The sequence below is a fragment of the Lysinibacillus sp. NPDC093216 genome (genome assembly GCF_050280325.1).
Taxonomy (GTDB): Bacteria; Bacillota; Bacilli; order Bacillales_A; family Planococcaceae; genus Lysinibacillus.
Map to the genome: position 1 here is coordinate 80,761 of NZ_JBNNVB010000016.1, position 26,477 is coordinate 107,237.

Sequence of the window (26,477 nt, forward strand, 5' to 3'; positions counted from 1 at the left end):
GCAAAAGTATGCCGTAAGTGATGTAGCGGGTAGGTGGGAGGCCTGCCTTTTTCAACACATCTTTAAAGATGACATGTAAACCCCGCGGATCTAATCCTTACGATTTTTATTTAGAAAAACAGGTTCTGTTGGATAAATTTGATATGCTCTTAAAGAAGCTTTATAGGATGCCAGAAGCGGCATTAAGTGTGGATGAAGGGGCAATATCCGTTCTTTTTTCCCTTTTCCATCAATTCGAATCGTTTCATTTACCAAATCAGCTTGTTCCCATGTTAATGAATCAAGTTGTATAAAAAGAAAGAACCTTTGAAAATTTTTTTTGGATGATGATAATAAAGTCGTTTAAATCATATTTTAAAAAATAATAAAGTCATTTAAAATTAAATTGTCGATTATGCTCTTCAACAAACGGGGAAGGAACTGTTGCGGAACTGAATCGATGAACTTTGGGACGTCTGAATTTGTCCATCGAGAAAATCCTATCGATTGTGGCCGTATTGTTCTTTTTGAGTTATTTCATTTTTTTCTCATACTTCACTTTAAGAAAACAGGCTATCATCCTATTCGACATGCTGTAAGTGACTACGGTGTAGGTGCTACAAAAAATTTATTTTTAATTTACGCTTGGTTCAGCAATTTAGGGGCATTGTCACTTTCTATCGTGTTGTTGAATATAAAAGATCGCTTCTCCATATCCGCGTCCATTCCGATTTTAATCATTCTAATGGCCATCTCCCGTATCCTCATGTTATTCTTTCCAACTGACCTAGAAGGAGAAAAACTTACGGTTCAAGGAAAACTCCATTACTTATTTGCTATTCTTGCGTTCGCTTTTTCCTATATGGTCATTGATCGTGGAGGAAGTCATTTAAAATTACTGGAAGGCTTTAAAAATCTAAATCAATTTTTTAACATCGTAACCATAGTTTCTTCTATCTCGCTTGGGGCTGTTATTGTAACTATGTTCAAGCCTTTGCGATTTATCTTTGGGATTTGTGAGCGAGTGTTCCTGTTGTCAATAAACATTTGGTTTATTGTCGTAAGCATCTGGTTCGTTTACATTCTTTGATAAATGAATGTATTGGTAGGAGGTTTTTAACAATTAAACAAACACGCGTGATTGTTGCTTTTATTTAAAGTCAAATTATAAGCTGAAACTATTATAAATAGTGAGTTCTTATTTAATGTCACACATTATATGTATAAAAATTAAAAGGATAGAAGAGCTGAAACAAATTCGCTCTTTCTATCCTCTTTTTTACCAAAGATGCCCTTATTTACTACAACAATTAAATCAATCCAATGTTGCATTAAGGAGCTTGTATCAATTATTAATTGTACATTAAAGCCTAATTCTTAAACTTCTAGGTAATAAAAGATATAGGTTGTTTTCTCAAAGAACGGGGTAGTTTAGTTGAAGAGTGGTGTTTTACATGTGTTCAACAATCGGGCCAGGTTTGTGGAATAAGCGTCTGATTCCTTTTTTAACTATAGAGTATTTCAGTTGAGGAAGCTAAAGTTGAATATGTATAAGAAAAATAGACTCGATTCCACTAAAATAGGAACTAAGCCTATATAACTCACTAGCACCTATTTGTTGCCACATACACTCCGCACATTGTGAAGAGGTTGCTTAATTGGAATTAAACTGAATAATTCGATATAAAATAGGGACATTTTATCAATAACGATAATTTGATCTTTTTGATTTGACAACTTATTATTCATGAATGATTTTGTAGTCTCACTATACTATTGATGTTCAGATTTAGGAATGAAAATAAAAGCAATATCTCCTGTTGTCGCTAAACACACCGTCAGTTCTTTTCATATTTAATATTAGTGTGTAAAGAATGGAAATCCATGATGGGGGAAATAATGTAGTTCTCTATTGCAAATAACAATTCAAAATAAAACAAAATCAATACGGAGGTAAAAAAATGAATGTCCTTGATTGTATCATTATAGGTGGAGGTCCTTCTGGGTTAAGTGCTAGCTTAACTTTAGGAAGGGCTAGGAGAAACATTGCATTATTTGACGATGGAATGAATAGGAATAGAGTGACACAATCGTCACATGGATTTATTACTCGAGATGGGATAAAACCACAAGCGTTTAAAGAAATAGCGTTAAAAGAGTTGGAGAATTACCCGTCCGTATCATATTTTACTGCAACAGTTACTGAAATCATAAAGGATATAGGTAATGAGCGATTTACTGTCAAAACATCTACTAGTGAGGAATTTGTTTCAGAAAAAATAATACTCGCCACCGGTATTCAAGAAATATTTACTATATCAAGTATAAGAAAGTTTTATGGGAAAAGTCTATTTAGTTGTCCATATTGTGATGGCTGGGAGCAAAAAGATAAGCCATTAGTGGTTATTGCAGAAAAAGAAGAGCATGTACTGCATTTGACTAAGTTAATTTATAATTGGTCGCAGGATTTGGTTGTCTTAACGAATGGAGTTCAATTATCTAAAGAAGGTAAAATAGAGTTACAAAAACACAATATCAAAGTTATATCGGAAAAAATAAAAGACTTAATAGGTAATGACGGTTACTTACAAAAAATAGAGTTTGAAACAGGAGCAACAATTATAAGATCGGGTGGATTTGTTGCCCCATCTTATTATCGCCCAAATCAGTTTGCTGAGAAGCTTGGCTGTGAAATTCATGAAAATGGAAAAGTTATAACAGATGGTGTTGGTAGAACAACCCAAAAAAACATATATATCGCAGGGGAAACAGAAAGATCTAAACCATCCTCTTTAATGATTTCAGCTGCTAAAGGTAATAAAGCTGCGGTTTCAGTAAATACTGATCTAACGATGGAACGCTTTTGATTACGTCATAACACCTTCTGCTTTAACTAAATAGGAGCTTTGCCAATATAATTAAACACATCAGCGCCAATGTGTTGCCACATATACTCCAAACATTGTTTTAGAGTTAGTATAAGAATTTACGAAGAACGGATTTTGATTTTAGAATTCGTTTTTTCTTGTTGTTTAAAAAGGATTAAAGGTTTTTTTGTTGAAGTTATTGAACTAACGGCACAGCTTAGTTTATAAACTTATTCAACAATCGGGCGCAATTATTGAATAAGCTCTTTATTCTACTTCAACGAACAGGGTGCTATAGTTCAATAAGAATGGGACTTGTGTTCAATGCAGGAAATCAACCGGATCTTACGATTAATTGCTAACTACGCTTTTCAATTGATTCAGCAGCAGAATGTGTGCATGCTTTAGCGACACTAATTGATCCAAATGTGCATAGTTGTGGCACAGTAAGAGCACATGGAGAAGAAATATTAGGCCAACCAGAAAAGGACTTCTATATAGTCGGAGCTAAAAGCTATGGACGTGCACCAACATTTATAACGGGTTATGAACAAGTGTTCAATAACAGCATATTTATCAGATGATGAAGAAGCTCCGAAACGTGTGGAATTAGAGTTACCTGATCAACTGGGATAATGATTTTCGTAAAATGCTCAAAAGTTTTAACCATTACATTAGCTTTGGTACGCCATTACATCCCGCTGCACTTCAGGAGTCTATCACTTTAGCGAAAGAACTTCACAAAGGCGATGGAGATGAGGAACCTGCGAGACTATGCGAGTTGGCAGTGCAATGGGTACTTAGCAATCCGAATCCGATTATTCTAGAACAGCCCGAATATAAACGCTAACATATTTAACGAATCCAATAAGCATTTTTATGAACAATACTATCCTCTTTTCTAAGCACTTAACGGCTAAGAAAAGGGGATAGTATGCCGTAATTTGCTTTAGGGGCCGAACAAATACGCAGGACTATGGATATTTGTGTTAAAGTTCGGGTTCTGCGCATAGGTTATTTGAGTTATAAGACAATTGGTTTTTTAGAAAATTAGATAGATTAATGATTCAAAACTTCAGGAACTAGAGGAGTTGATGATGCTTTCGAATCTCATACAGTGGTTATTCAATACTCATTTTTATAATTATTTGCCATATTTAAATCTCTATATGAAACTTAAAAAATTTGTTCTGCTACCAATTCTGAAAGAGTTTTAATTGCATAGTCAATTTCATTTAAGGATGCATAAGAATAAGAAATTCTTAAATATTGATCAGAGTGAAACTCATACAAATCTCCAGGGTGAACAAGTATTTTCCGACTTAAGGCTTTAGTAAAAAGCTGATACATGGATATACCTTCATTTAACTTAAGCCAGATGAAATATCCGCCCCTAGGGATATTCCATGTACCGATGCCGGTAAAATATTTCTTTAATGCTTCAAGAGCAACATCTCTTCGGATCTTAACATTTTTCCTCATTATATCGTTATGCTGATAATAAAGACCACTAGAGAATAGTTCTGTGGTTACATTCTGGGAGAGTGAGCTCGTTCCATAATCAGTTTGCATTTTTATATCTGCCAATCTTTCAATGACTTTTTCTGATCCAACAATCCATCCAATCCTGAGACCAGGACTTAAATTCTTCGATATTCCACCAATATATAATACAAGTCCATTGTTATCAAATGCCTTTATTGGCTGTGGAGGTTGTTCATCAAACCAAAGCTCCCTATATACATCATCCTCGATAATAGGCAAACGTTCCCTATCACACGCATCAACAAGCGTTTTTCTTCTTTCAAGTGACATGACACTCCCGGTAGGATTTTGAAAAGTAGGTATTGTAAAAAGCATTGCTCCTTTTCTCCGCCTATGTCGATCAACCAATTCTTTTATTCCTATACCTTCTTCATCCAGCTTAATTCCCGAAGGCTGCATTCCGAACGATTGAAAGGTTCTAAGAGAGTATAGGTAGGATGGCTTTTCAACATATACTACTGAGTTCGTGTGCAAAAGGCCAAGGGAAATAAGCTGCAGTGCCTGCAAAACACCAGAGGTAATCAAAACTGAGGATGGATCAGCTTCTATTCCTATTGTTTTAAGGTATGTGCATACCTCTCTTCTTAGATGGATATTTCCTTTTGGTTCTTCATAACCCAGCGATGCCATAGACTTAGACAGTTTTTTTAGTACGCCCTGAATCATTTTGTTAGGTATTAATTCAGGGGAAGGTTCGCAGGACCCCATTCTGATGATATCAGGTTGGAATTCAGCCTGATTGATCTGCTGCATTATATTTTGATTTGTTTGATGTAATCCCGAAGATATATAGGGGAGCCAATTATGTGAATGATTACTGGACATTAATGTCCATGTATTGTTTATTACTTTTGTACCTCCACCAGCATTACCGCTAATAAGGCCTTCAGCTGCCAGCTCTTCAAGGGCAGATACTACGGTACTTCTGTTTACACAGAAAATTTCAGAAAGTGTCCGCTGACTTGGCAATTTGAAACCAACTGGCCATTCTCCAGTTGCTATTTTATCTTTTATGAAGTTAACAATCTGTATATTCAATCGATAAGGACTATTTCTATCAGGTCTCCAGTTGATATCCAACATAAAATTCCTCCAAAATCATAGTATTTTTACTCTATCATTTGGTTGGTTAAATAACAACCAAGAATGGTTGGATACTTTTTGTTGTTGTTCAAATACAATTACATTAACAGATATTAAAATTTTTAAGGAGAATGATAACTATGGTACCAATAAGAATTCTAAGTGATAATGATGTTAAGAACATTCTAGATATCAAGAATACAGTAGCATGTGTAGAAAAAGCCTATGCGCTTAAAGCCAACAATCAGGTGAGACTATTCTCCATGGTATCTGAGGTGATTTTTGAGGGTAGGGCAGAAATGGATATTAAATCAGGGATGCTTAATGAAGAAGATGTGTTTGGATTAAAACTCGTTTCATGGTTTGGTGATAATAAAAATCAAGGGCTTCCAGCTATAACTGGGCTGACTATGTTATTTGATTTGAAGAATGGGTTTCCTAAGGCAATGATCAACGCAAGTTATTTGACAGGAATGCGTACTGGAGCAGCAGGTTCAATAGGCGTGAAACACCTGTCAAAACAAGATTCAAAAACACTAATAATTGTAGGTACAGGAGTTCAGGCGATTTTTCAAATAGCAGCCACTCTATCTCAAGTTCAGACAATCAACAAGGTATATATATATGACCCCGTAAAATATGAAAATGCATCAAAATTCCAGTATTCAATAAAGACGGAACTATATAAAATCATAAATGATATCAACGATACTTATAATAAGTGCTGGAAACAAAGAATTGAGTCAGTTCAGTTTGTAGCTGTAGAAAATCCAGTGAAAGCTTTGGAAGAAACCGATGCAGTAATTACGATAACGCCTTCGCGGAAACCACTGATTTTTAAGGAGTGGATTAAGCCAGGCATACATTTCAGCTGTGTGGGGGCAGACATGACTGGAAAACAGGAAATAGATGAAAAGATCTTTGAGGTAGCTTCTGTATATGTAGATGATATTACACAAGCATCGACAGTCGGAGAAACACAAAGTGCTATAAGGGCTGGTATATTAGGCAAAAACAATTTGACTGAAATCGGACAATTCATACTTGGAAATGCGAAAGGACGTACAAGTGATGAAGAAATTACGATTTTTGATAGTACTGGCATAGCATTGCAGGATCTTGCAGTTGCAAAATATATTGTATCAAAAGCAGAAGAAATGAATGTTGGGACAATCGTGCAAATATAAAATCGATATACAATTTGGAGGGATCATATTATGAAGTTAAAAGTTTATACATTAAATTCATTTGCAAAATCCATTGAGGGAGGGAACCCTGCCGGAGTGGTACTTAGCGCTGATTATCTATCAGATGAGGACATGAAAAAAATAGCAGGTATCATCGGTTTTAGTGAGACTGCTTTTGTCATGAAGTCAGACCTTGCTGACTTCAAGGTTAGATTCTTTACACCTAATGAAGAGGTTGATCTTTGTGGCCATGCAACGATAGCAGCGTTCTATACACTTTCAAGCCAAGGATATATTAAACCAGGAAAATATTCTCAAGAAACAAAGGCCGGAATTTTAAATGTAGAAGTAATGGAAGACCTATCAATTATGATGGATCAAAATGCTCCAAGCTATTATGAAATAATAGACAAGGAGGAAATTGCAGATTCCTTAAATATTACTATAGATGAAATGTTGGGGGATCTACCAGTGCAAATTGTATCTACTGGCCTTAGGGATATACTTGTACCGATTAGAAACTTAGATATATTAAATTCTATAAAGCCAGATTTTGAAAAAGTAACAAATATCAGCAGTAAATATAATACCATTGGTTATCATATTTTTACCCTTGAATCACTAAAGGGTTCAAATGCTCACTGTAGAAATTTGGCACCTTTATATGGAATTCCAGAAGAATCTGCAACTGGTACATCCAATGGTGCCCTTTCATGTTATCTATATAAATATGGTAAAATCAAACCTGAACATGTTATTAATATATCTGTTGAGCAAGGTTACTCTATGAAAAAACCTTCAGAAATAGTTATAGCGTTAACCACTCAAGGGAAAGAAATTATTGAGGTAAAGGTGGGCGGAAAAGCATTGAATTTGTCTGAAACAGAGGTTGAAATATAATTGTAGAATATAAATTTCTAATAAATTGAAATAATAAGATAGCCGGATTAGGTGTTATGTTACATCTATTATGGCTGTTTTTTATCCTTGGTAATATGTTGGCTATTATTATAGCCAATGTTCTTAGTTGCATTATTTATTTTCTTTGTATTTAGGTCTCCGAATATAAATCTATGGATTCCAATTTTCTTATATGTTTTGATAGACATTGAGTTTATTGTATCGTTAATTTTAGGGGTCAAGTCTAAAAATATAACTGTAAAGGTGTTCAGTATTCTTTCAAACATTACATTTATGATACCGTTATCAATATTTATATTTCTGTTACTGTTGGCAAATGGAATTTCTGGACCATAGAGAATCAAAATCAAGGAAACTCGTTAGGGCTTCCTTAATTTATTATTCGATTATCAACATAATAATTTAACAGAGCCAAATTAAAAAATAATTACTTATTGTTGTTCATTTGGATTTACAACGTTAAGAGCAAAAAGTCCCCAAATCTCGCTTTGGGAATGTTAAACTTTAATTACACGAGGGGGCGAAAAAATGGATTATACTAAAATCTATAATGAGGAACTGATTGCCTTAGTAAAAGAGAAAATAAAGTCAGTCGGTGAAATTAAAGCGGTGAAGTTTTTGAGAGAGCAAACAGGTATGTCCTTAATACAGGCAAAAAAATTTGTAGATTTTTGTAAAGAATAGACATAAAAATTAGAGTCAATAAATTAACCTGTGTTTTATTGCAACAATATTTATAAAGCATACAAAATAAATATAATAAACGTTCCCAAATAAAAGTTTGGAAAGAAACTGAAATCCAAGAAATGCTGTAAAACCAACATTTCTTGGATTTTCCTTTGAATATTGTCTATGCAGCTTTTTATGCAAATATAGAAACATGTCTACTATAGTGCTTTTCAATATTATTCAGAGTCTGTTAGCTGAATAATAATCAGTAAATTTGACGCTTTAAACCTGCATTATTTAATCGTCCTATACTTCAATTACAGGGGCTTTAGTTGAAAACGATCTTAAACAACCGGGCGCTTTTTGTAATGAGGAAAGCATCTTTCTTCATGAAAAGGGCCATATTGTTTAATTGTTAAACCGAATTCTATATATGGTAAAATTATGTTATAGAGAAGGGGTTGCATGAATTTTTCTGGAGATACGGTAGATATGGTTGGATTGTTGTTTCCGTTAATACCTATATTGTTAGTAGCGTTACTATTAAGATGGGTTCAGATCATTTGAGTAAATATTAAAATCCAAATTGAACAAAACAAAGAAATCATCTCTTTACTCAAAAAATAGTAGAGAAAAGATAAGAGGAGATAAAAAGCAATGATTGAACAATGTATATGTGATGAAACATATGATTTAAGAGTAGAAGCAGATATCGGAGCTGATGCTATATGGTGTAATAAATGCCTCAGTAACTTTGAAATATCATATGTTCCAATTTCCATCGAACTACAATCGGAATTAACAAAATGGATATTAAAATATGGTGAGTGGATTGATTGGGCTAATGATGGAATAGTTCCTAATGGGATTGAACTTGAAGAAATACATAATCAACAAGGATTAAAGCTAACGGAAAAAGTAAGGAAGGAACTTGAAGGGAAATACAAAGTTTCATTTTCCCCTTCTACATTTGCGAAAAGGCATGCAAACAAAAAGAAGTAAACTGGTATATAAGACATGACTAAAAAAATAGACCAGGCTCAAAATTATTGAGTACCTGGTTTATTTTGTTAAAAAATATCTATGCTGTCGGGTCCTTTTACAACAAGAAAAGACCCGAAGTTCTTATCCCAAAAGACCTGAAGTTCTTGTAAATGTACAACAGATATTATGGGGAATTGACGTATCCAAACCCTCCTCCACGCCAAATAATTTTAGTTTACATAATATAAATACCTTGGTCACAACTTTCTAATTATCGGATGTATCACATAATTTACCGTTCAAAAGGGGATTATTCGTTTAAATAATGCTAATTATCGTTTAATGTAGATTTGTCCAATATTTATGAAATTATTCATAAGTGTGAACAAACTAAGCTGGTTGATACCTTATCTTAACAAAGGATAAAGACTTTTATTATGCGCTGGGAGAGTAATCGAGATGGGCAACGGTACGCGTTACTGAATCTCGATAGGTCTCATAGCGCTATCATTATTTTGAAAATTAGTAAATTACATCAGTTGAAGCATTAAGAAAAGATAAAGAGCACCATTTACCAGATGCTTTTTCATTGGAGTACTGTTATTCAACTAACGGCAGTTTAGTTGAATAGTGCTAACAAATGTTCAACAATCGGGCCATATTATTGAATAAAATTCTTTAATGAAAGGTTCCCAAAACGACGCTTTGGAAAGGTTTGTGCTTTGTCTAATAAACTAATTTGATAAAATAGATAAATGACACACTTATAGAGGTGAAAATATGGATGATATTTTAAAACAACTAGCTGAAATTAAACCCGAATTAAGAAAGCCATTTCCTACTAGTGATATTAATAAAATATGTGAAGATTTTCGATCAGAATTTTTGAAATTATCCGATGAGGATGAGGTGGATTTCTATGAAGATTTTCGTTATTACTGTGTGAACATATCTGGAACGCTAAGTTATGTTTTAGAAGATATGACAAATCAAATTCCACAAGGACAAATTGACATGCTTTATAAGTCTTTTTTTGAATACTATAATCAATATGAATTTCTTGAAGACCGGATTGCAAACTATAATCATTTCTTTCAGGAATATAAAACCTTTGAACAAGCAAGAAAATTATTATTACAGCTGTTGTCAAATAACCATTATCCATTAAAACGACAGAGTCTTTACACAAAAATAAATCTGACTTTTGAGAAATGAACTTGAAAATTATACAACAAAATTCAATAAAATGAGTTGCATAGACAGCCCTTTTTTCTTTATTGAACTAAACCAGCTAATAGAAGGTTAATCGTTATTCAATTAAAGGGCGCGATTATGGAACAAGGAAAAGCGTCTTTTTTACGAAAAAAAAGATTGAGTCGAACGTCTTCTTTTGAAATAATTGGTACTAATCAATATGTTAATTAATGGAATAAGATTCGTTAGAAAAAGAATTTTTAAAATATAGGAGGGTCGCCCATGGATAAAAATGAATTAATCTCACTATTCCACAAAGAACTTCGACAAGAGGCTCAAGTAAAAGGTTACATAAGAGAGGAAACAGAACATGTCGTGCGTCACATTTCACAGTTTGGTGAAAAAGGGTTCATTGTCTCATCTAATGTAAACGAAGGCGATGTAAGAGAAATTATTAAGAACGAGTTAAACTATTTTAGTAACCTTGAGCTGGATTTTGAGTGGAAGGTGTATAACTACGACAAGCCTGCTAGTTTGAAAGATATTCTTGAACAAGAAGGATTCACAATAGATGACCCTGAAGCACTAATGGTCATGAAGTTAGATGAACAGCACCCCTTGCTTAATAATGACCGACACTTCAATTTAAAGGAAATAACAGATGAACAAGGCATTCAAGACATTATTGTTCTAGAAGATGCCATCTGGAATGTACCGCATGCTGAGCTGGGAGAAAGACTTTGGAGAGATAAACAGAATAATCCTGAATCCCTATACCTTTATGGAATTTATGAAGATGGTCAGCTTGTAAGTGCAGCTTGGATGTATTTGGAAGAAAAATCCTCCTTCGCCAGCTTATGGGGAGGTTCAACACTACCGTTGTTCCGAGGAAAAGGTTATTATACAACACTTTTAGCTACTCGTGCAAAAAAGGCATATGAAAATGGGCATCCTTTCCTTACTGTTGACGCCAGTTCAATGAGTAGGCCTATCCTAGAAAAGAGTGGTTTTCTATGTCTTGCATACTCTTATGGCTGCCAGTCACCTTCTACCAAGTAGTAGAGCCTCTTATTAAAAAACTAGCTAATAGAAGCTCATGTGTTATTCAGTTAAAGGGTGCGATTGTGGCATAAGCGTTTCTTTTCTTATTCAACTCCCATGAAAGAACTTAATCATCTTTCATTTTCTGTGGTGTAGCGCTGGTTTTTGCGCTACATGGATGGCTACCGGGGTGCGTTAGTTGAAGATTCGCTTTCCGAAATAATCAATCTTTTTTACAAAATAATATTCAAATGTACTAAAAAAGCTCTCATTTTGATCAATGTTTTTTCAAAATGATGGTTTTTCTTCTGTCATTAAGTCAATGTTTGTAGCACCTTCTTAATCAATATTTTTTACAAAGCAACAACAAAAGAGTTCGAACATATTTGATATATATAATATGTTTGAACTCTTTATTTACATATGTTTGAATGTCGTTATCCTAAGACAAACAAATAATAAAGTTTTATAAAAATCATCTCTTCATTTATCCTTTGAGATGATTTTTTTATTGGACATTTATGTTAAAACTGATGTTTATCTTGTGAAGAATTTCTTCCAATCCTTCCACCGTATGGTCCACTTTATCAAACAAACTTAACAATTGACCAAATGATTGCTTTTCAACGCTATCATAAAATTGGCGTCAAGAATTTAAATAAATGGAGATTACCGGTGAAGGGAGAATAATTGGGGATTTGTGGTATTATATAGTGAGCGAAGAAACAGAATAAAATTTTCCAACGAGCTTCGCAAACAATTGAAATTACCAATAGGGGGTCTTGCCGACAAAATTTAGAAGGATAAATCAGTTCCTACTTTTATAGAATAGGCTGATATGGTATTTACTTAGGTTATAGTAACAGCTAGGTTTTAATAGCTGAGAATTAAAAGGAGAGATTTCATTAATTATGTTTAAAAATTTTTTTGGAAAGTGCTTAGTAACTTTTTTTGTTTTACTTTTACTTATCCCTGTTTTTACAAATCAAAAGGCTACAGCTAATTCACTACCTCAAAATGAAATGCGGGCAGCCTGGATTGCAACAGTATCTAATATTGATATGAAGGCAGGTATGAGTAAAACCCAATATACTCAATGGGTTCAAAGTACATTAGACAAATTAAAAGCTGATAACTTTAATACAGTTATTTTTCAAGTTAAGCCATTAAATGATGCACTGTACCCGTCAAAGCTTGCTCCATGGTCATTGTATATAACAGGCAAGACACAAGGGACCAATCCAGGTTTTGATCCATTACAAATAATGCTGGACGAAGCACATAAGCGAGGATTAGAACTTCATGCTTGGGTAAACCCATATAGGGTCACTATGCCTTCGCAATCTTTGTCTAATCTTGCTGCCGATAATGTAGCCCGTAAAAATTCTAATTGGGTAGTGAAATACGGTAAACAATACTATTTAGATCCTGGTTTGCCGGAAGTTCAAAATTACTTATTATCAACCATAGAAGAATTAGTAAGCAACTATGATATCGACGCTGTACATATGGATGATTACTTCTATCCTTATAAAATAAAAGGAGAGACTTTTCAAGATCAACAAACTTTTAAAAAGTATGGTGGCTCATTCAATAATATTGAAGACTGGCGCAGAAATAATGTTAATCAATTAGTAAAAAAGGTTTATGCAAGCATTAAGGCAATTAAACCTCATGTTCAATATGGAATATCTCCGTTTGGAATTTGGCGAAACAAAGGGCAAGATTCTACTGGTAGTAACACGAATGGAATGAGTAACTACGATGATCTTTATGCTGATACAAGACAGTGGATTAAAGATGGAAGTATCGATTATATTGCGCCTCAAATCTATTGGTCCAGAAATCATAAAGCAGCAAATTACTCTGTTTTATTAGATTGGTGGGGAAGAGAAGTTCAAACATACGCAAAAGTCCATCCTGTTAATTTATATATTGGCATGGCCGATTATAAAGTTGGAAATGATTCTGATACTGCATGGAATAATAAGACGGAACTTATCAGCCAAGTAATCGCCAACAGAGCAAATAAAAATGCTCAAGGGCAAATGCATTTTTCTCTAAGAAGTATTAACAATAACGCTCTTGGATATGCTTCTTATCTAAATCAGCAACTATACAATTATAAAGCTTTAACACCTACAATTTATTGGAAAGGCTCTGCAATACCTTTATGTCCAACTGATGTTAAATTGAGTAAAGAGTCTTTCGGCATGAAGCTTACTATTACAGATGAAAATAGTACTCAACCAAGGAAATATGTAATATACCGATTTGATGGAACAAAAGAAGGATCATATGAAGACGTTAAAAATATAGTAGACGTGGTTTATAACACACAAGGTAATACTGTTTATGTAGATACTATTGCAAATAATAGTAAAGTATACACATATGGTATAAAGTCTATATCTGCTACAGGTGTGGAAAGTAAAACTGCTTTTGTTCTAAAAGACGGAAATCCTTACCAGTAGCAATAGAGCCAACACCTGAAGGGCCAGAGCAACCAGAAAAACCTATAGATTCAAAGCCTGTTGGTAGAAAATAATCGATCTTTTTTATAAAAACCAATCTTAAATTTGAGGGATAAGAATCCATTTTGATCAATCTTTTTACAAAATGGATTCTTTTTATTTATCGTAAAATGCTGGCTTATGAAGAATTTTTGAACAAACTTTATTTTAAAGCAACATTTTAATGAATTTTTATTAAAAGACTACACTTAATTTTATATGAGTGTCTGCAAGTTCTTGTCCATATACAGATATTATGGGGAGTTGACGTATCCAAGCTCTCCTCCACGCCAAATAATTTTAGTTTACATAATATAAATACCTTGGTCACAACTTTCTAATTATCGGATGCCTCTCATAATTTATCGTTCAAAAGGGGATTATTCGTTTAAATAATACTAATTATCGTTTAATGTAGATTTGTCCAATATTAATAAAAAATATTCATAAGAGTGACAAACTTAGTTGGTGTTTGTTACTATATCTTAACAAAGGATAAAAAAGTTGATATGGATTATTTCTCCTTATCAACTTTTTACTAACATCAAATTAGTTGGTAACAACGAAAATCAAGGAGGTATTCGCCCTAACTTATGTCAAATCGGGAAACGTGGAATGCTTTTATTGTTCGCTGTGAGAGCGATTGAGATGGGCTACGGTAAGTTTCACTGAATCTCGATTCGTTTCATAGTATTGTTGTAAAAATTAGTAAACTCGATTATAAGAAGAAATATTTAAAGGATCACCGGAGGATAGTGACCCTAAATAAGAATTAAGGTGTAAGGTTAAATTAGTATTCCCTTACAACAGTTATGAGCATTATAGGCGGTATTTGGTATTAATAACCTTTATGCATGAAAGCAGCCCCGACAATAATCAAAAGAATGAATAGAACAACAATTAGCGCAAATGCTGAACCAGTACCAGTACCATTATATTCGGACATAGTAATTTTCCTCCTTTCAATAATATGAATTGTTGTTAAAAGGAACCGCGGCAATTATCTACTTAATAAATAGGCTCTGTTTAATAGCACTGTTGTTTTTCGGCAGGTACGTATCTGCGTGTTTAAATTACAGTAACATACTTATTCGGGGGTGTTTGTTATGAATATTCCTGATATTCAATTTTTATCTGCACACGATATCGAACGTGTATTAAGCCACTTAAACATCTCTGTCTACCTAATAAGTAGCAGTTCATCTTGAGTGACTTATTCTATGATAGCAGTAGCTATTGCTGGAAAATTCAATCATCTTTACCGTTAAATCGAACGTAAATCGTTACCTCAGCATTTAAATAAATATCTTTTACAACACCGTTGATGATATTAGCATTCAGTAACCAACACTTGTTAATTTTGTGACTAATAAATCGATAATTCAAAAAAAGGATTCCTACGTCTCTAGATAAACGGGCCCATACCTGGGAAAAACGGGCTCATACCTGGGGTAAACGGGCTCATGCCTGGAAAAAATCGGCGTCCTTCATTAAAACGCATTGGAAAACGCATTGGATTTACCATTTTTTCAAATCCCTTCAATTGATATAATATAGGCTATGTTCAATCAATGAAGTGGATTAGACTAAGACACAAATTTGGGATCTTTGAAAAGGAAGATTTAAAGTACTGTTATGTAAAATAAAATGTATTCAATTTCGGTGTGATATATAATTATTATTCAAGGTAGTATTGTTCTATAGTTGAATAGCTCATTTTTATGATGGTGTAAGCAGAGCTGTGGATAGATTATTTATTGCGACCTTAAGGAGCTGCTTCAAATGAAACCATTTCAAAAAGTCATTTCGAAGATAAAGATTTACATACCTCAAACAAAGTATAATTAATATAAAAAATGTCTGCTTATGGGGTAGAGCAGACATTTTTACGTGGGAATTTTGGACATAACGATGTACTTCTATTATTTTGATATCTATATATTCATTTGTTCAAGTGTACATTCTTAGAATATACGTATTCCAATCCCTATGACGAAAATAGCTGCAATAAAGAAGAAGGGAATAAAAATGATTCTAATGCCTGAGCGCATAAAAATTCCTCTTGATGGATCAACTCCTTCTAGTATTCCTCTTTGAACTCTTCCATGGATATCTCTGACTTCCACAGCCCGACCTTGGTGTCTAACTAGTTGACACATAGTAACCCTCCTTTCAGAAGAAAATTATACTAAGATTCCTACAATAATTAGTAGAACAAACAATTCAACAATTAATGCCAAAGAAGTTGTCGTTACTCCTTACATATCACCTCCGTAATTTAATATATGAGTTGTAAGAATAATTCTATGGACTAATTGTCAATAATCACTTGGAGTTTTTAGAAATGGAAGATCAAAATGGTCTGTCACTCTTTTAAATGATAGTAGATAACATGTGGGCAAATAAGCGAAAAATAAAAAAATAGATGAGGATTAGGTTATTATTTAGATAATAACTTGTTAAAGGCTATACAATTGATTGGCAGGGTTGTTGACTGGAAGTCTTATAGTCAATTATTCCTGTTCAGAGGGTTATTTTATTTCCTATCGTACTTTGTCTTAAATACTATGGCTATTTATATCTAGGAACATCTTGGGCTTCAACTGTATCATTACTACTAAGGAGCTTGTCTTAAAGTCATAAGCTAAATTTCGAGTAATAGTGACAATAATGTTAGATTAGACTCTTTATTGTCATCTTAAACGATAGCTCGTCGATATCCTTTTTCTTATCATAGCTATATAAAGCCATAGCTATATAAAGCTAAAGGAGAGAGTATATTGAATATATCGGAAATGAATAATAACTTATTTAGAATGGTTAATGACATAGGAAAAGAACTCACTTTCATTAATTTTCCAATGGTTATTATAGCTGAGTATACAGTTTTTTTCTTAGCTATTTTTGTTATATTGTTCTGGTTTACCAAAAATAAAGAAAACAAAATGATGCTCATTTGTGGAGGAATTTCTTTCATTTTGGCTGAGATTTTGGGGAAAGTTGCAGGATTATTGCATTTTAATAAACAACCATTTGCAGTACTTTCAAATACTAACCAATTAATAGAAAAAACAATAAATAATTCTTTTCCTAGCGATCATACCATATTATTTTTTTCATTCTGTATGTCATTTTGGTTATTTAAAAAAGGGAAATGGATTGTCTGGATGTTGCTAGCGATATTAGTCGGAATTTCACGTATTTGGGTGGGAGTTCATTACCCATTAGATGTTCTTGTAGGTGCTTTTATTGGTATTACTTCTGCCGTAATAATTTACTTTACAGTTTCAAAATTAACAATAATAACAACCCTAATTACTAAGTATGAATCCATTGAAAAAGGTATCACTAGCAAATTTTATGAAGCTAAAAAATCTAAAGTTTAGAGAAGATTAACACCAATGCTGACAATGAATTGTATTTAAAAGTCAGAGATCCGAACAATTAAAGATAATAATGGAAACTATATGTAAAAAAAACATGTAACTAACTAGGTGTGGCTTTTAAATATGCCATTAAAGGTTAAGTATATCATTGAAAAGGAAACATAAAAAGGGTCACCGGAGGATAGTGACCCTACTAAAGAATAGAAGGGAAAAGATAAGTTTGTATTATCCTACCTAAAAGTTATGAGCATTAGAAGTTGTGTTGGGTATTAATATCTCATGAAGCTAGCGCCGACAATGATTAAAAGAATGAATAGAACAACAATTAGCGCAAATGCTGAACCAGTTCCATAACCGGAAGTACCATAGTATTCAGACATAGTAATTTCCCTCCTTTCTATTATTTTATAATATGTAAAGTTTTCAATAGAGATTGCGATATTTATCTACTTACTAAATATAAATTAAAAAATTTTTTTCAAATATTTTAATGTAAAAAGGTCACTCTTGTAAAAGTGACCTTAAATAAGATGTAGTAAAGCTAAATAAGCTTTACACATTATTCTCGCTATTTGTGATTAGTATTAACAAAGGTTCTTTAGTTTAATACATGAAAGTTGCGCCGATAATAATTAATAGAATAAATAGAACGACAATTAGAACGAATGATGAGCCACCATAGCCGCCGCCATAATAGCCACCGCCGTAATAGCAATTGTTATTGTAATTACCCATGTTACCGAAGTATCCCATGTAATTTCCCTCCTTTCTATATCTATTGTATGTAAAGTTATAGAAAGTAAGGAGGTAATCATCCTATTGGAAAAATTAACAGAATCAGGAGGGGGTTGTTTTTTTTGGATAGTGAGTCGTCAAAAAAATAAAAGATGATAGGTTAAAAATAATGTTAACTAAAGGACATATCCAATCGGGTATGGCTTTTTATTATGTAATATGGGACAGCAATATTAATAAAAACTATGGGCGAGATGAGAGTTTGTTATCCCGAATCCATTGTATGTAAGGATACAAGAATAGATAAGAAGGTATATGACACTAAATAGTTCCTTGAGTTGGAGAAAGCGTCTATTTTTGAGAAACCTAAATTTGATTAAATTGATCTAAAGAAACTTATTTTTACTCTCGAATTTTATTTAATAATGGTAAAAAAGGTTGCTGTAGACCCACTCGATATACGTCTGATATCATAAGTTGAGTATTAATTGAAGGAAGAAGATTAAGGGTATTTGAGGGGGAATTCTTCCCTCATTTTTTGTTATGAAACTTCTTAATCGGAGGAGATATAAATGGTTAGTGAGAGAGAACAAATTAGCAAAAAAGTTGCATGGATTGCACTTGTATCCAACCTAATTCTAATGGTAGGTAAAATATTCTTTGGCCTTTTTGGAGGTAGTGAGGCTGTATTTGCAGACGGAATTCACTCCGGTGCAGATGTAGTAGCTTCGATTGCTGTGCTAGCAGTTGTAGGTATCTCTAATAAACCACCTGATAAAGATCATCCATTTGGGCATGGTAAGGCAGAGGTAATTAGCGAAGCAATCGTCGGAATTATTTTAATATTAGTTTCACTATATATATTTGTAGAAGCAATTTTAGCATTTTTTGAAAAACCCAGTGTACCACAATACAGTGCATTAATTGCAGCCGTAATTTCTTATATAGCGAAAGAAATATTGTATAGATACTCCATAAAACAAGGGAAGAAGTGGAATAGTAAGGCTATTATAGCGATTGCATTAGATCATAAAGGTGATATTGTAGCTTCCCTTGCTGCGTTTATTGGAGTCCTTTTAGCGATAATAGGAAATGCAATTGGATGGACATTTTTGTTATATGCTGACGCAATTGCAAGTGCTCTAGTAGCTTATTTTATTTTTAATATTGCAATGGACTTAGTTAGACCTTCTGTTGATGTTTTAATGGAAAAAAGTGTGGATCAGGAACTTTTAGACGAGTATGAAACCACTATTCATGAATTTAATCAAGTACGACGAATAGACAAAATCCGCGCAAGAGAACACGGCCACTATAAGCTTCTAGACATCCGACTATCACTTAATCATGATTTAACAATTAAACAGGGCCATGATATCGTTCGTGAGATAAAAAATGAAATATTAAATAAATACCCAGACGTAGAGGAAGTCCTTATTCATGTAAATCCTTACTATCTAGAAGCTAATTAAAAGTAACTTATAAAAACCTCACTTCAATGAACTGCGCCCCAATTGTTAGACACATCTAACAATTGGAGGTGCAGTTTTTGTATGGTCAAAAAATATACTGCCAAAGATAAATTACAAGCTGTTGAGCGTTACTTAAATGGAAAGGAAAGTTCCTATGATATAGCTAAATCTATGGAGACTGATAATAAAGCAATCCTTAAATGGGTTAAGCACTATGAATACAATGGTGTTGAAGCTTTTATTCAGCCATATACAAATTACACACTAGAGTTTAAAATGGATGTACTAAATTTTATGATTGAAAATGGTACGTCCTTAAACGAAACGGCAGCGATATTTAAAATACCTGCCCCTTCAACAATTAGTGTTTGGAGAAAGCAATATGAAACTCAAGGATTAGATGCCCTTCAATCAAAGAAAAAGGGGCGTCCATCCATGAAAAAAGAATTTAATAAACAATCGAAACAAGCACCAGTTGAAGGCTCTACCGAAGCACTTGAAGCACGTATTAAACAACTAGAAATGGAAAACGAGTATTTAAAAAAGTTGAATGCCTTAGTTCAAAACAAGGAAAAATCACCAAACAGGACAAAGCACAAGTAGTCTATGAGTTAAGGCATAAATATCCGGTGAAAGCACTTGTAAAACTCGCTGGCATTCCACGAAGTACGTACTATGATTTAGTAAAACGTATGAATCGACCAGATCCAGATGCCGATTTAAAAGTAGAAATAAAGGCGATTTATGAAGAACATGAAGGACGTTATGGCTATCGTCGTATTCGTGACGAGCTAGCGAATCGTGGGCAAAAAGTGAATCATAAAAAAGTACAACGTATCATGAAAGAGTTAGGTTTAAAATGTTTAGTACGTATGAAAAAGTATAAATCCTATAAAGGAAACGTTGGCAAAATTGCGCCAAATATTTTAAACCGCAATTTTAAAGCAGATGCCCCAAATGAAAAATGGGTGACAGACATTACGGAATTTAAATTGTTCGGTGAGAAACTTTATTTATCGCCAGTTTTAGATTTATTTAACGGGGAAATTATCACGTATACAATTGGCTCTAGACCAAACTATTCACTTGTTTCAGACATGTTGGACAAAGCGCTCAAACGTTTACCTGAGCACCACCAGTTACTCATGCATTCCGATCAAGGCTGGCATTATCAAATGAATAAATATCGTCGCGCCTTAGAATCAAGAGGGATTGTTCAAAGTATGTCTCGTAAAGGAAACTGTTACGACAACTCTGTCATGGAGAATTTCTTTGGAATTATGAAATCCGAATTCCTTTACATGAGGGAATTTGAAAGTATAGAGCATTTTAAAATAGAATTAGAAAAATATATAAATTACTATAATACGAAACGGATCAAGGCAAAATTAAAAACGAGTCCGGTGCAATACCGAACTCGTTTTACCCAAGCTGCCTAATGAAATAACCGTGTCTAACTTTTAGGGTCACTTCACAAAAGTGAGGTTTTTTGCAAAAGGTGAAGTTAAAAGTACTGGTATTTAAGCACACCGGATAAAATTTGAATGGTTTACAAAGGCTATATTTTGTGATTTAAATAAAATTGTAATAGGATTTTTTTTGAAGACCAATGATATTAATTAAAAAAATTATGAAAGGTCTCACATGTGATAAAAATACACTAAAATATATAAGAAGGTGTTTTCAATAGAAGAAAAGAATATGGAAAACGTCAAAGACGAACAAGTAGTTGAATTTGTTGATGAAATAGACGAGGAAATTATGTCTGTTATTTATCGATTATACGACAAGACGTTAAGAGGATTAGTTAATCGTTAAAATATTTTCACTTTAACCTTTGTTTTTTAATTGAGCATTTCGCAAAAAGTGTCTGTAGATTCTTGTCCATTTTATTTTTTTAAAAATCTAAGTTTGTCTGGACATTCTTGTCCAAAATGTCTGTAGATTCTTGTCCATATACATCCATGTACAGTAGTAGACGAATCCAGGCCCTCCTCCACGCAAAATAATTTTAGTTTACATAATATAAATACCTTGGTCACAAATTACTAATTATCGGATGCTTCTCATAATTTATCGTTCAAAAGGGGATTATTCGTTTAAATAATGCTAATTATCGTTTAATGTAGATTTGTCCAATTTTCATAAAAACTATTCATAAGAGTAAACAAATAAGCTGGTTAATACTATATCTTAACGAAGGATAAAAGTTGATATGGAGTATTTCTCCTTATTAACTTTTTTATTATCATGAAATGATTTTGTAGATAATTTAGTCAAATTAGTTGGTAGCAACATCAAAGAAATACGGAAATTGAAAACTCACTCAATAAGAAGTAGCTAAAAAATGCTGACCGCAAACTTCGTATTTGGCAGTGGTTGAAAAAGGCGATAGGAAGATTACCATTCAAACCTTAGAAAAGATTACTGAAATGTTGAAGAAGCATCAAGTTGTATCTTTAAATTTGACACTCCAAACTTCGATAATAAGTATTTTGAAAAAAAGTAGGAATACACTTCTTTTTTGGCTAACGCTCGTTTTCGTCATTATTGAACGAACCGATAAAGGAAAAGATCGAAAAATTCATCAATCTGGATTTAAAGGAAAAAGTTTTGAATAATATGATTCTTTAGTCGATTTCTGTTACTATAGTATCATATCAACTAGAATCATATGGTTCTGTAAAAAGTTTTTAGAAGTTATCCAAGAACATAAACTAATTGAATTAGAGAATGAACTAGAAGAGTTTACAAGCGATATCTCTGAATAATAAGTATTAAATGTCCATTATGCATCAGTATAATTGAATTACTGGATGTATTCAGCTGGCTACGGCTAAATATCCACTTCGTATTGGGGGCAAATTAATGATTCAAAAAGAAGATATAGAAAAAGAAGTGGTAGAAATAGAAGATATAGAAGATATGGAAAAAGATAAAAAAGCTCTTAAGAATAAATTAGAAAAATATTTATCTAGAAGAATAGATAGATTTGCCGAACTTTACTCTAACTTTAAATTTACAATATTTGTATTTGGTATTGTAGCAATTATGAGTTTTTTGATAGTCTATGGTTTCTTATATGGCTATTATTTTGGGGGGGATTTTGAAAGTACAATTTCAAATTTTAATGTAATCTCCAATTTTGTTCCATTTGATATACGTACGATGTCTATAATTTCATTTTATTTTTTATGTATTTTTTATATTATTTATAATATAGTTTCTCTTGTAAAAAAAGGAAATAGTAAAATTTGGTTGGTTTTCATACTTTTATGTGTATCTTTAATATTAAATATAATGTTAACTCTATTTTTTTCAAGCAGTATTGAAATAAAAAGTATACTTGGTTTTTCTTTAATTTGGATATTCATAGGAGCATTAGTTTGGGGCTTGTTCATTTTGGTCAAAATCATTAATGAAACGAGTTTATTTTTATATGGAAGTGTATCAACGGTATTTTTTTGTATAATGATTTATTGTATATTAGCTTTATTTAAAGTTGATGAAGTAGTTATAAAAGATATACTATTCATTTCTTTAATAGTTCTTTGGCCAACTCTAACAACATTATATATTTATTTCAGCAATAAAAGATGGATGATATTTGTTAGTTGCTTACCTATAACTTTAATCTTCTTACTGGGAGTTAAGTATTTTTGGGAGATCCTTCATGGATATGTTTTATTGATTGCAGTGTTATTATTGAATTTTATTACATTTTATTTGACAATGCTAATTAAACGAAGGCTCGATTCGAAAAATAACAAAAAGAGCAATGAATTAGTAAATGAAAGTGAAGATACAAAAGATAACAGTGACACTAGCGAGGAACAAGAAAAATATGGGTTTTTATATGAAAGCTTAAAGAAACTTTATGTATCGTTAGTAATTAAAAACGATCAATTAGATAAATTTAAAATAACAGCAGTTTTATTACTAGCTTTTGTTACAATACTACATGCTTCGCTTTTGTTTGGTAAGGGTTTAAGAACTGCTAATTTTTCAAAAGACAATCAGTTAGAAATAATATATGTTGAGAATGGTAGTAAACAAGAAATAACAGCAAATTATTATATTGAAAAAGATTCTGTATTATATATTTCTAATGAAAATTGGAAACTTGAAATTATTAAACCTATGAATTATCATATCAGACCAAAGGAATAATAATATTTGTAGGTAATCACGATTTTGTTGGTATTGGTACAGGGAAGCTTATGATTGAAAGAAGTAATTAAAAATCTCTTTACCCTTTTTTTAACCCAAGTGCTATGGTAAAATATTTACTTTTACCTTGCGGTAGAAGCAATTTTAAAAGCAAGTCTAGTGTGTTCAATTATGCAACTTTGCATAAACGAATTCATTGGGCGTGCTTTTTTACTTTCATTCAAACTTTTTAGGGAGGGCATTTACAATGCAAATAGAGATTTTTTCATCACAAATAATATAGTTAAAGAGTGGATTTTAAATGAGGGATGCATGGAATATTAATAACGAAAAAATGTACTTTACTCCATACAATTTATCCTCAGCATAAATGGAAACTTACAGGTAGTTGCACGTAAAGTAGCATTATTGTAAGCTACTTTATAATCACGGCATAGAGATATTAATTGCACTTTTTTCATCAGCAAGGGAAAAGTTGCGAACCATCCAAAGTAGTTACAGTTGCTTATAAATTCTTTAAAAAACAAAAGAAGAGAGAATTACACAGTAAAGAACTTATAATTACGATGGCGAGAAAAAAAGACAGTAAACAAACTCAAATTTTTAAGTTTGTCTACAGTCTAAGCTGAGGAATTTAATTACCTGGCTTTAATTTATTACGCTTTTTGTTCTTCAAACAAGCTAATACCTTGTGATGAAAATACTTGAATCGCAATAGCAATTCGGTAAGCACTAATAGCGTAGTTTCGAATTAACTCCTCTATATTATTTGCACTGAAGATGTCTTTCTGATATAAGTTATTAGCAAGTAGAACTATTTCACGTATTCTCGATATATATTCGCCGCTTGACGTATAATTCCATGATCCGCTTACAATACCATACATTTGAATTTTATCTACATAGTTATGGTTATCATCCTCTGATACGAGGAGAGGAGTGTAGAGACGTGAATAGATAGATTGTAGATTTCGTGGGAATTCATCCCAATGGTGACCATGTTGCACAGGATCAAAGTTTTGATTATGAGCCATAAGATCTTGCATAATTAGTACAAGCATACCTGCTTCAGAGTTGAGATTCTTTTCATACATATTTTCCAATTGATGTTTTAAAACATTCGCTACGTCTTTAGCGTCATTCTTCAAGTACTCTGGAATTGTATATGGAAGTACCGTATAGTCATAAGTCTTTGTTCGACCTTTAGTAATAGACTTAGCACCTTGCTTATCATGTACATCTTCATTTCCATCAGTAATTAAAAGACGCTCTATCTTCTCTAGAGTAAGAGGTACATTATTTTTAGATGTATCACTTTCAGATTTAATTCCACCAAATAGAACTGCTTTAATAGATTCGATCACATTTACACGTTCCTCATTACTTAAGGAATTTAATTCTTTTAATTTCATTTCTAGGTTGTCAGGGTTAGATAGTTTAATTTTCAAATCTTTTGTAAACCTTTCTAACCTGAAATCATCTTTAGATGCTTCAACTGCAGAAGTCACTCCTTTTAGGAGCTTTCCATCCCCATCCTCTCTAATAGTATCGTCAAAATGAGGGTACACAATATAGTTCGAGCTTAATCGATAAGCATCAAGCTGTTCCATTGCTTCGTAAGGTATTAATTCGTTAATTATTTGATCCTGAATATCATTCATAATTTCGTCTACTTGCTCGCGTTTATAGTCTAAAAATTCATCATCATTCTTATAAGTGGCTTTTAGGGTTCCAAATAAGTATGTAACTTTACTAGAAACTAAGTAATCCTCTAAAACTTTCAAACAGTTTTTCAGTTCCGAGCGATTCTGACTTGAAACGACAAGAAGATAATTATCAACGATAGGGATATATGGATTATTTTCAAGTCCAACCCCTTCAGTGTCGTAGATTATTAACGTTGATACATCTTCACGGATTACTTCTTTTGCCCAGTCAGACATCTCAGTAATCAGACTCCACTTTAATCCTTCGACACCTACTAAATATTTCACCTTTTCCTGTAAACTCTCAGCCCCCTTAATTACTTCTTCCGCTTCTTGGATTCGGCTGGATAATTCAGGGTTTGTATGTTCTAAGTCTTTAGAATCGTTGATGATAGAAAGACGTACTTTAGATTCTTCTTTATCCAACTCACGGTGTACTACTAAACGCATAAGACTTTTTGTTTTGTCAAGGCCTTCACCTGCGATACTACTTCGGATTTCACGCTCATTCGCTGAGAACATTGCAATTAGTGAGCTTTTACCTGTCCGTGCTGGACCTATAATTGCTACGGATTGTGTCTTGTAAGACTGTGTCATTTCTTTATTCCCTCCTTGTAAAATGGTGTGCTATTTCAGGATTCGAACCTGCTAAGACCTCGTCATAAGCACATGTGAAGAATGAGGAGATTACTCCGATTGAAAATTTATTTTCTATCTTAAATTGTTAAATTTCGGATAAACAAGAGATTATATATGAGTCATTGAATTTCAAGATAGCTTTATCTAGAAATATATATTTTCGATTAAAAATACATTTACACTTTCTCAGAAATGATTAAAATCTATTTACTCAATTTATTCAGATAAACGAAAATATAATCCTTTAATATAGAAATTAACATATAAAAGTGGAAGTATAAACCTAAAATATGATTAAATTAGTATATTAAAATTTAATTTAAAGAGGTTAAAAGTCATAATGAACCTACTTCAATTTCTTTTTAGATCTATATTAACAATATCTT

Annotated in this window: 20 protein-coding genes and 2 pseudogenes; 14 read left to right on the forward strand and 8 right to left on the reverse strand. The window is 32.7% G+C overall.

Annotated elements, in window-relative coordinates; all coding sequences use genetic code 11:
- The first annotated feature begins 439 nt into the window (after positions 1-439).
- The 3 genes and pseudogenes from ACQKOG_RS17225 to ACQKOG_RS17235 all read left to right on the forward strand — a co-directional run.
- Positions 440-1,069 carry a DUF998 domain-containing protein gene (locus ACQKOG_RS17225; protein WP_427447572.1) on the forward strand — a complete coding sequence of 210 codons (630 nt, stop codon included), beginning with the start codon at positions 440-442 and terminating at the stop codon, positions 1,067-1,069.
- An 871-nt stretch (positions 1,070-1,940) separates the two neighbouring features.
- Positions 1,941-2,846 (forward strand): NAD(P)/FAD-dependent oxidoreductase, encoded by a 906-nt coding sequence (locus ACQKOG_RS17230; protein ID WP_427447573.1) that lies wholly within the window; start codon positions 1,941-1,943, stop codon positions 2,844-2,846.
- 314 nt (positions 2,847-3,160) lie between these two features.
- Positions 3,161-3,482, forward strand: a pseudogene (locus tag ACQKOG_RS17235) (flavoprotein); the annotation flags it as partial.
- A 540-nt stretch (positions 3,483-4,022) separates the two neighbouring features.
- On the opposite strand, the gene ACQKOG_RS17240 reads toward ACQKOG_RS17235, so the two are convergent.
- Positions 4,023-5,474, reverse strand: coding sequence for a PLP-dependent aminotransferase family protein (locus ACQKOG_RS17240; protein WP_427447575.1), 1,452 nt, complete (start codon positions 5,472-5,474; stop codon positions 4,023-4,025).
- A gap of 140 nt (positions 5,475-5,614) precedes the next feature.
- Here ACQKOG_RS17240 and ACQKOG_RS17245 point away from each other — a divergent pair, with 140 nt between their 5' ends.
- The 7 genes from ACQKOG_RS17245 (at position 5,615) to ACQKOG_RS17275 (ending at position 13,944) form a co-directional block, all read left to right on the forward strand.
- Complete coding sequence (locus tag ACQKOG_RS17245; RefSeq protein ID WP_402872844.1) at positions 5,615-6,661, forward strand: ornithine cyclodeaminase family protein; 1,047 nt, start codon at positions 5,615-5,617, stop codon at positions 6,659-6,661.
- A 30-nt stretch (positions 6,662-6,691) separates the two neighbouring features.
- Positions 6,692-7,561, forward strand: coding sequence for a PhzF family phenazine biosynthesis protein (locus ACQKOG_RS17250; RefSeq protein ID WP_053595025.1), 870 nt, complete (start codon positions 6,692-6,694; stop codon positions 7,559-7,561).
- Between the two features lie 549 nt (positions 7,562-8,110).
- Positions 8,111-8,266, forward strand: a complete 156-nt coding sequence (locus tag ACQKOG_RS17255) for a hypothetical protein (protein WP_169786300.1) — start codon at positions 8,111-8,113, stop codon at positions 8,264-8,266.
- 642 nt (positions 8,267-8,908) lie between these two features.
- On the forward strand, positions 8,909-9,253 hold the full coding sequence (locus ACQKOG_RS17260; RefSeq protein WP_415730607.1) for a hypothetical protein: 345 nt from the start codon (positions 8,909-8,911) through the stop codon (positions 9,251-9,253).
- A gap of 762 nt (positions 9,254-10,015) precedes the next feature.
- The gene (locus ACQKOG_RS17265; protein ID WP_402872838.1) at positions 10,016-10,450 is read left to right on the forward strand and encodes a YxiJ family protein; all 435 of its coding nucleotides are present in this window, start codon (positions 10,016-10,018) and stop codon (positions 10,448-10,450) included.
- 261 nt (positions 10,451-10,711) lie between these two features.
- Positions 10,712-11,488 carry a GNAT family N-acetyltransferase gene (locus ACQKOG_RS17270; RefSeq protein WP_427447579.1) on the forward strand — a complete coding sequence of 259 codons (777 nt, stop codon included), beginning with the start codon at positions 10,712-10,714 and terminating at the stop codon, positions 11,486-11,488.
- An 893-nt stretch (positions 11,489-12,381) separates the two neighbouring features.
- Positions 12,382-13,944, forward strand: a complete 1,563-nt coding sequence (locus ACQKOG_RS17275; protein ID WP_402872833.1) for a glycoside hydrolase family 10 protein — start codon at positions 12,382-12,384, stop codon at positions 13,942-13,944.
- Positions 13,945-14,821: 877 nt separating this feature from the next.
- On the opposite strand, the gene ACQKOG_RS17280 is transcribed toward ACQKOG_RS17275, so the two are convergent.
- From ACQKOG_RS17280 to ACQKOG_RS17295, 4 genes and pseudogenes are all read right to left on the reverse strand, one after another.
- Entirely contained in the window at positions 14,822-14,929 is a 108-nt protein-coding gene (locus ACQKOG_RS17280) for a YjcZ family sporulation protein (protein WP_427447582.1), read from the reverse strand.
- Positions 14,930-15,231: 302 nt separating this feature from the next.
- Positions 15,232-15,369: a hypothetical protein gene (locus ACQKOG_RS17285; RefSeq protein WP_427447584.1), complete on the reverse strand. Its 138-nt coding sequence runs from the start codon at positions 15,367-15,369 to the stop codon at positions 15,232-15,234.
- Positions 15,370-15,947: 578 nt separating this feature from the next.
- The gene (locus ACQKOG_RS17290) at positions 15,948-16,142 is read right to left on the reverse strand and encodes a hypothetical protein (protein WP_427447586.1); all 195 of its coding nucleotides are present in this window, start codon (positions 16,140-16,142) and stop codon (positions 15,948-15,950) included.
- A gap of 24 nt (positions 16,143-16,166) precedes the next feature.
- Positions 16,167-16,232 (reverse strand): annotated as a pseudogene (locus ACQKOG_RS17295) (YjcZ family sporulation protein); the annotation flags it as partial.
- A 531-nt stretch (positions 16,233-16,763) separates the two neighbouring features.
- Here ACQKOG_RS17295 and ACQKOG_RS17300 point away from each other — a divergent pair.
- Entirely contained in the window at positions 16,764-17,369 is a 606-nt protein-coding gene (locus tag ACQKOG_RS17300) for an undecaprenyl-diphosphatase (RefSeq protein ID WP_427447588.1), read from the forward strand.
- A 269-nt stretch (positions 17,370-17,638) separates the two neighbouring features.
- Here ACQKOG_RS17300 and ACQKOG_RS17305 read toward each other — a convergent pair whose 3' ends face one another.
- Together ACQKOG_RS17305 and ACQKOG_RS17310 are read right to left on the reverse strand one after the other, a co-directional pair.
- Positions 17,639-17,749, reverse strand: coding sequence for a YjcZ family sporulation protein (locus ACQKOG_RS17305; RefSeq protein WP_427447590.1), 111 nt, complete (start codon positions 17,747-17,749; stop codon positions 17,639-17,641).
- A 223-nt stretch (positions 17,750-17,972) separates the two neighbouring features.
- Positions 17,973-18,104, reverse strand: a complete 132-nt coding sequence (locus ACQKOG_RS17310) for a YjcZ family sporulation protein (RefSeq protein WP_427447622.1) — start codon at positions 18,102-18,104, stop codon at positions 17,973-17,975.
- Between the two features lie 572 nt (positions 18,105-18,676).
- On the opposite strand from ACQKOG_RS17310, the gene ACQKOG_RS17315 reads away from it, so the two are divergent.
- The 3 genes from ACQKOG_RS17315 to ACQKOG_RS17325 all read left to right on the forward strand — a co-directional run bounded on the left by ACQKOG_RS17315 (position 18,677) and on the right by ACQKOG_RS17325 (position 23,746).
- Positions 18,677-19,576 carry a cation diffusion facilitator family transporter gene (locus tag ACQKOG_RS17315; RefSeq protein WP_427447592.1) on the forward strand — a complete coding sequence of 300 codons (900 nt, stop codon included), beginning with the start codon at positions 18,677-18,679 and terminating at the stop codon, positions 19,574-19,576.
- Positions 19,577-19,657: 81 nt separating this feature from the next.
- Positions 19,658-21,015, forward strand: a protein-coding gene (locus ACQKOG_RS17320; RefSeq protein ID WP_427447594.1) for an IS3 family transposase whose coding sequence is annotated in 2 segments (ribosomal slippage) — positions 19,658-20,129 and positions 20,129-21,015 — 1,359 coding nt in all. Because the reading frame shifts where the segments join, the coding sequence is not laid out codon by codon here.
- A 1,429-nt stretch (positions 21,016-22,444) separates the two neighbouring features.
- Positions 22,445-23,746, forward strand: a complete 1,302-nt coding sequence (locus ACQKOG_RS17325; protein ID WP_427447596.1) for a hypothetical protein — start codon at positions 22,445-22,447, stop codon at positions 23,744-23,746.
- Between the two features lie 656 nt (positions 23,747-24,402).
- Here the strand turns inward: ACQKOG_RS17325 and ACQKOG_RS17330 are convergent.
- The gene (locus tag ACQKOG_RS17330; RefSeq protein WP_427447598.1) at positions 24,403-26,049 is read right to left on the reverse strand and encodes a hypothetical protein; all 1,647 of its coding nucleotides are present in this window, start codon (positions 26,047-26,049) and stop codon (positions 24,403-24,405) included.
- Positions 26,050-26,477 lie beyond the last annotated feature (428 nt).

What these genes read in the sequence shown, in the direction of transcription:
- ACQKOG_RS17225 (WP_427447572.1), top strand. Translation starts at nt 440, where the DNA reads ATGAACTTTGGGACGTCTGAATTTGTCCATCGAGAAAATCCTATCGAT.
- ACQKOG_RS17230 (WP_427447573.1), top strand. Translation starts at nt 1,941, where the DNA reads ATGAATGTCCTTGATTGTATCATTATAGGTGGAGGTCCTTCTGGGTTA.
- ACQKOG_RS17240 (WP_427447575.1), bottom strand. Translation starts at nt 5,474, where the DNA reads ATGTTGGATATCAACTGGAGACCTGATAGAAATAGTCCTTATCGATTG.
- ACQKOG_RS17245 (WP_402872844.1), top strand. Translation starts at nt 5,615, where the DNA reads ATGGTACCAATAAGAATTCTAAGTGATAATGATGTTAAGAACATTCTA.
- ACQKOG_RS17250 (WP_053595025.1), top strand. Translation starts at nt 6,692, where the DNA reads ATGAAGTTAAAAGTTTATACATTAAATTCATTTGCAAAATCCATTGAG.
- ACQKOG_RS17255 (WP_169786300.1), top strand. Translation starts at nt 8,111, where the DNA reads ATGGATTATACTAAAATCTATAATGAGGAACTGATTGCCTTAGTAAAA.
- ACQKOG_RS17260 (WP_415730607.1), top strand. Translation starts at nt 8,909, where the DNA reads ATGATTGAACAATGTATATGTGATGAAACATATGATTTAAGAGTAGAA.
- ACQKOG_RS17265 (WP_402872838.1), top strand. Translation starts at nt 10,016, where the DNA reads ATGGATGATATTTTAAAACAACTAGCTGAAATTAAACCCGAATTAAGA.
- ACQKOG_RS17270 (WP_427447579.1), top strand. Translation starts at nt 10,712, where the DNA reads ATGGATAAAAATGAATTAATCTCACTATTCCACAAAGAACTTCGACAA.
- ACQKOG_RS17275 (WP_402872833.1), top strand. Translation starts at nt 12,382, where the DNA reads ATGTTTAAAAATTTTTTTGGAAAGTGCTTAGTAACTTTTTTTGTTTTA.
- ACQKOG_RS17280 (WP_427447582.1), bottom strand. Translation starts at nt 14,929, where the DNA reads ATGTCCGAATATAATGGTACTGGTACTGGTTCAGCATTTGCGCTAATT.
- ACQKOG_RS17290 (WP_427447586.1), bottom strand. Translation starts at nt 16,142, where the DNA reads ATGTGTCAACTAGTTAGACACCAAGGTCGGGCTGTGGAAGTCAGAGAT.
- ACQKOG_RS17305 (WP_427447590.1), bottom strand. Translation starts at nt 17,749, where the DNA reads ATGTCTGAATACTATGGTACTTCCGGTTATGGAACTGGTTCAGCATTT.
- ACQKOG_RS17310 (WP_427447622.1), bottom strand. Translation starts at nt 18,104, where the DNA reads ATGGGTAATTACAATAACAATTGCTATTACGGCGGTGGCTATTATGGC.
- ACQKOG_RS17315 (WP_427447592.1), top strand. Translation starts at nt 18,677, where the DNA reads ATGGTTAGTGAGAGAGAACAAATTAGCAAAAAAGTTGCATGGATTGCA.
- ACQKOG_RS17325 (WP_427447596.1), top strand. Translation starts at nt 22,445, where the DNA reads ATGATTCAAAAAGAAGATATAGAAAAAGAAGTGGTAGAAATAGAAGAT.
- ACQKOG_RS17330 (WP_427447598.1), bottom strand. Translation starts at nt 26,049, where the DNA reads ATGACACAGTCTTACAAGACACAATCCGTAGCAATTATAGGTCCAGCA.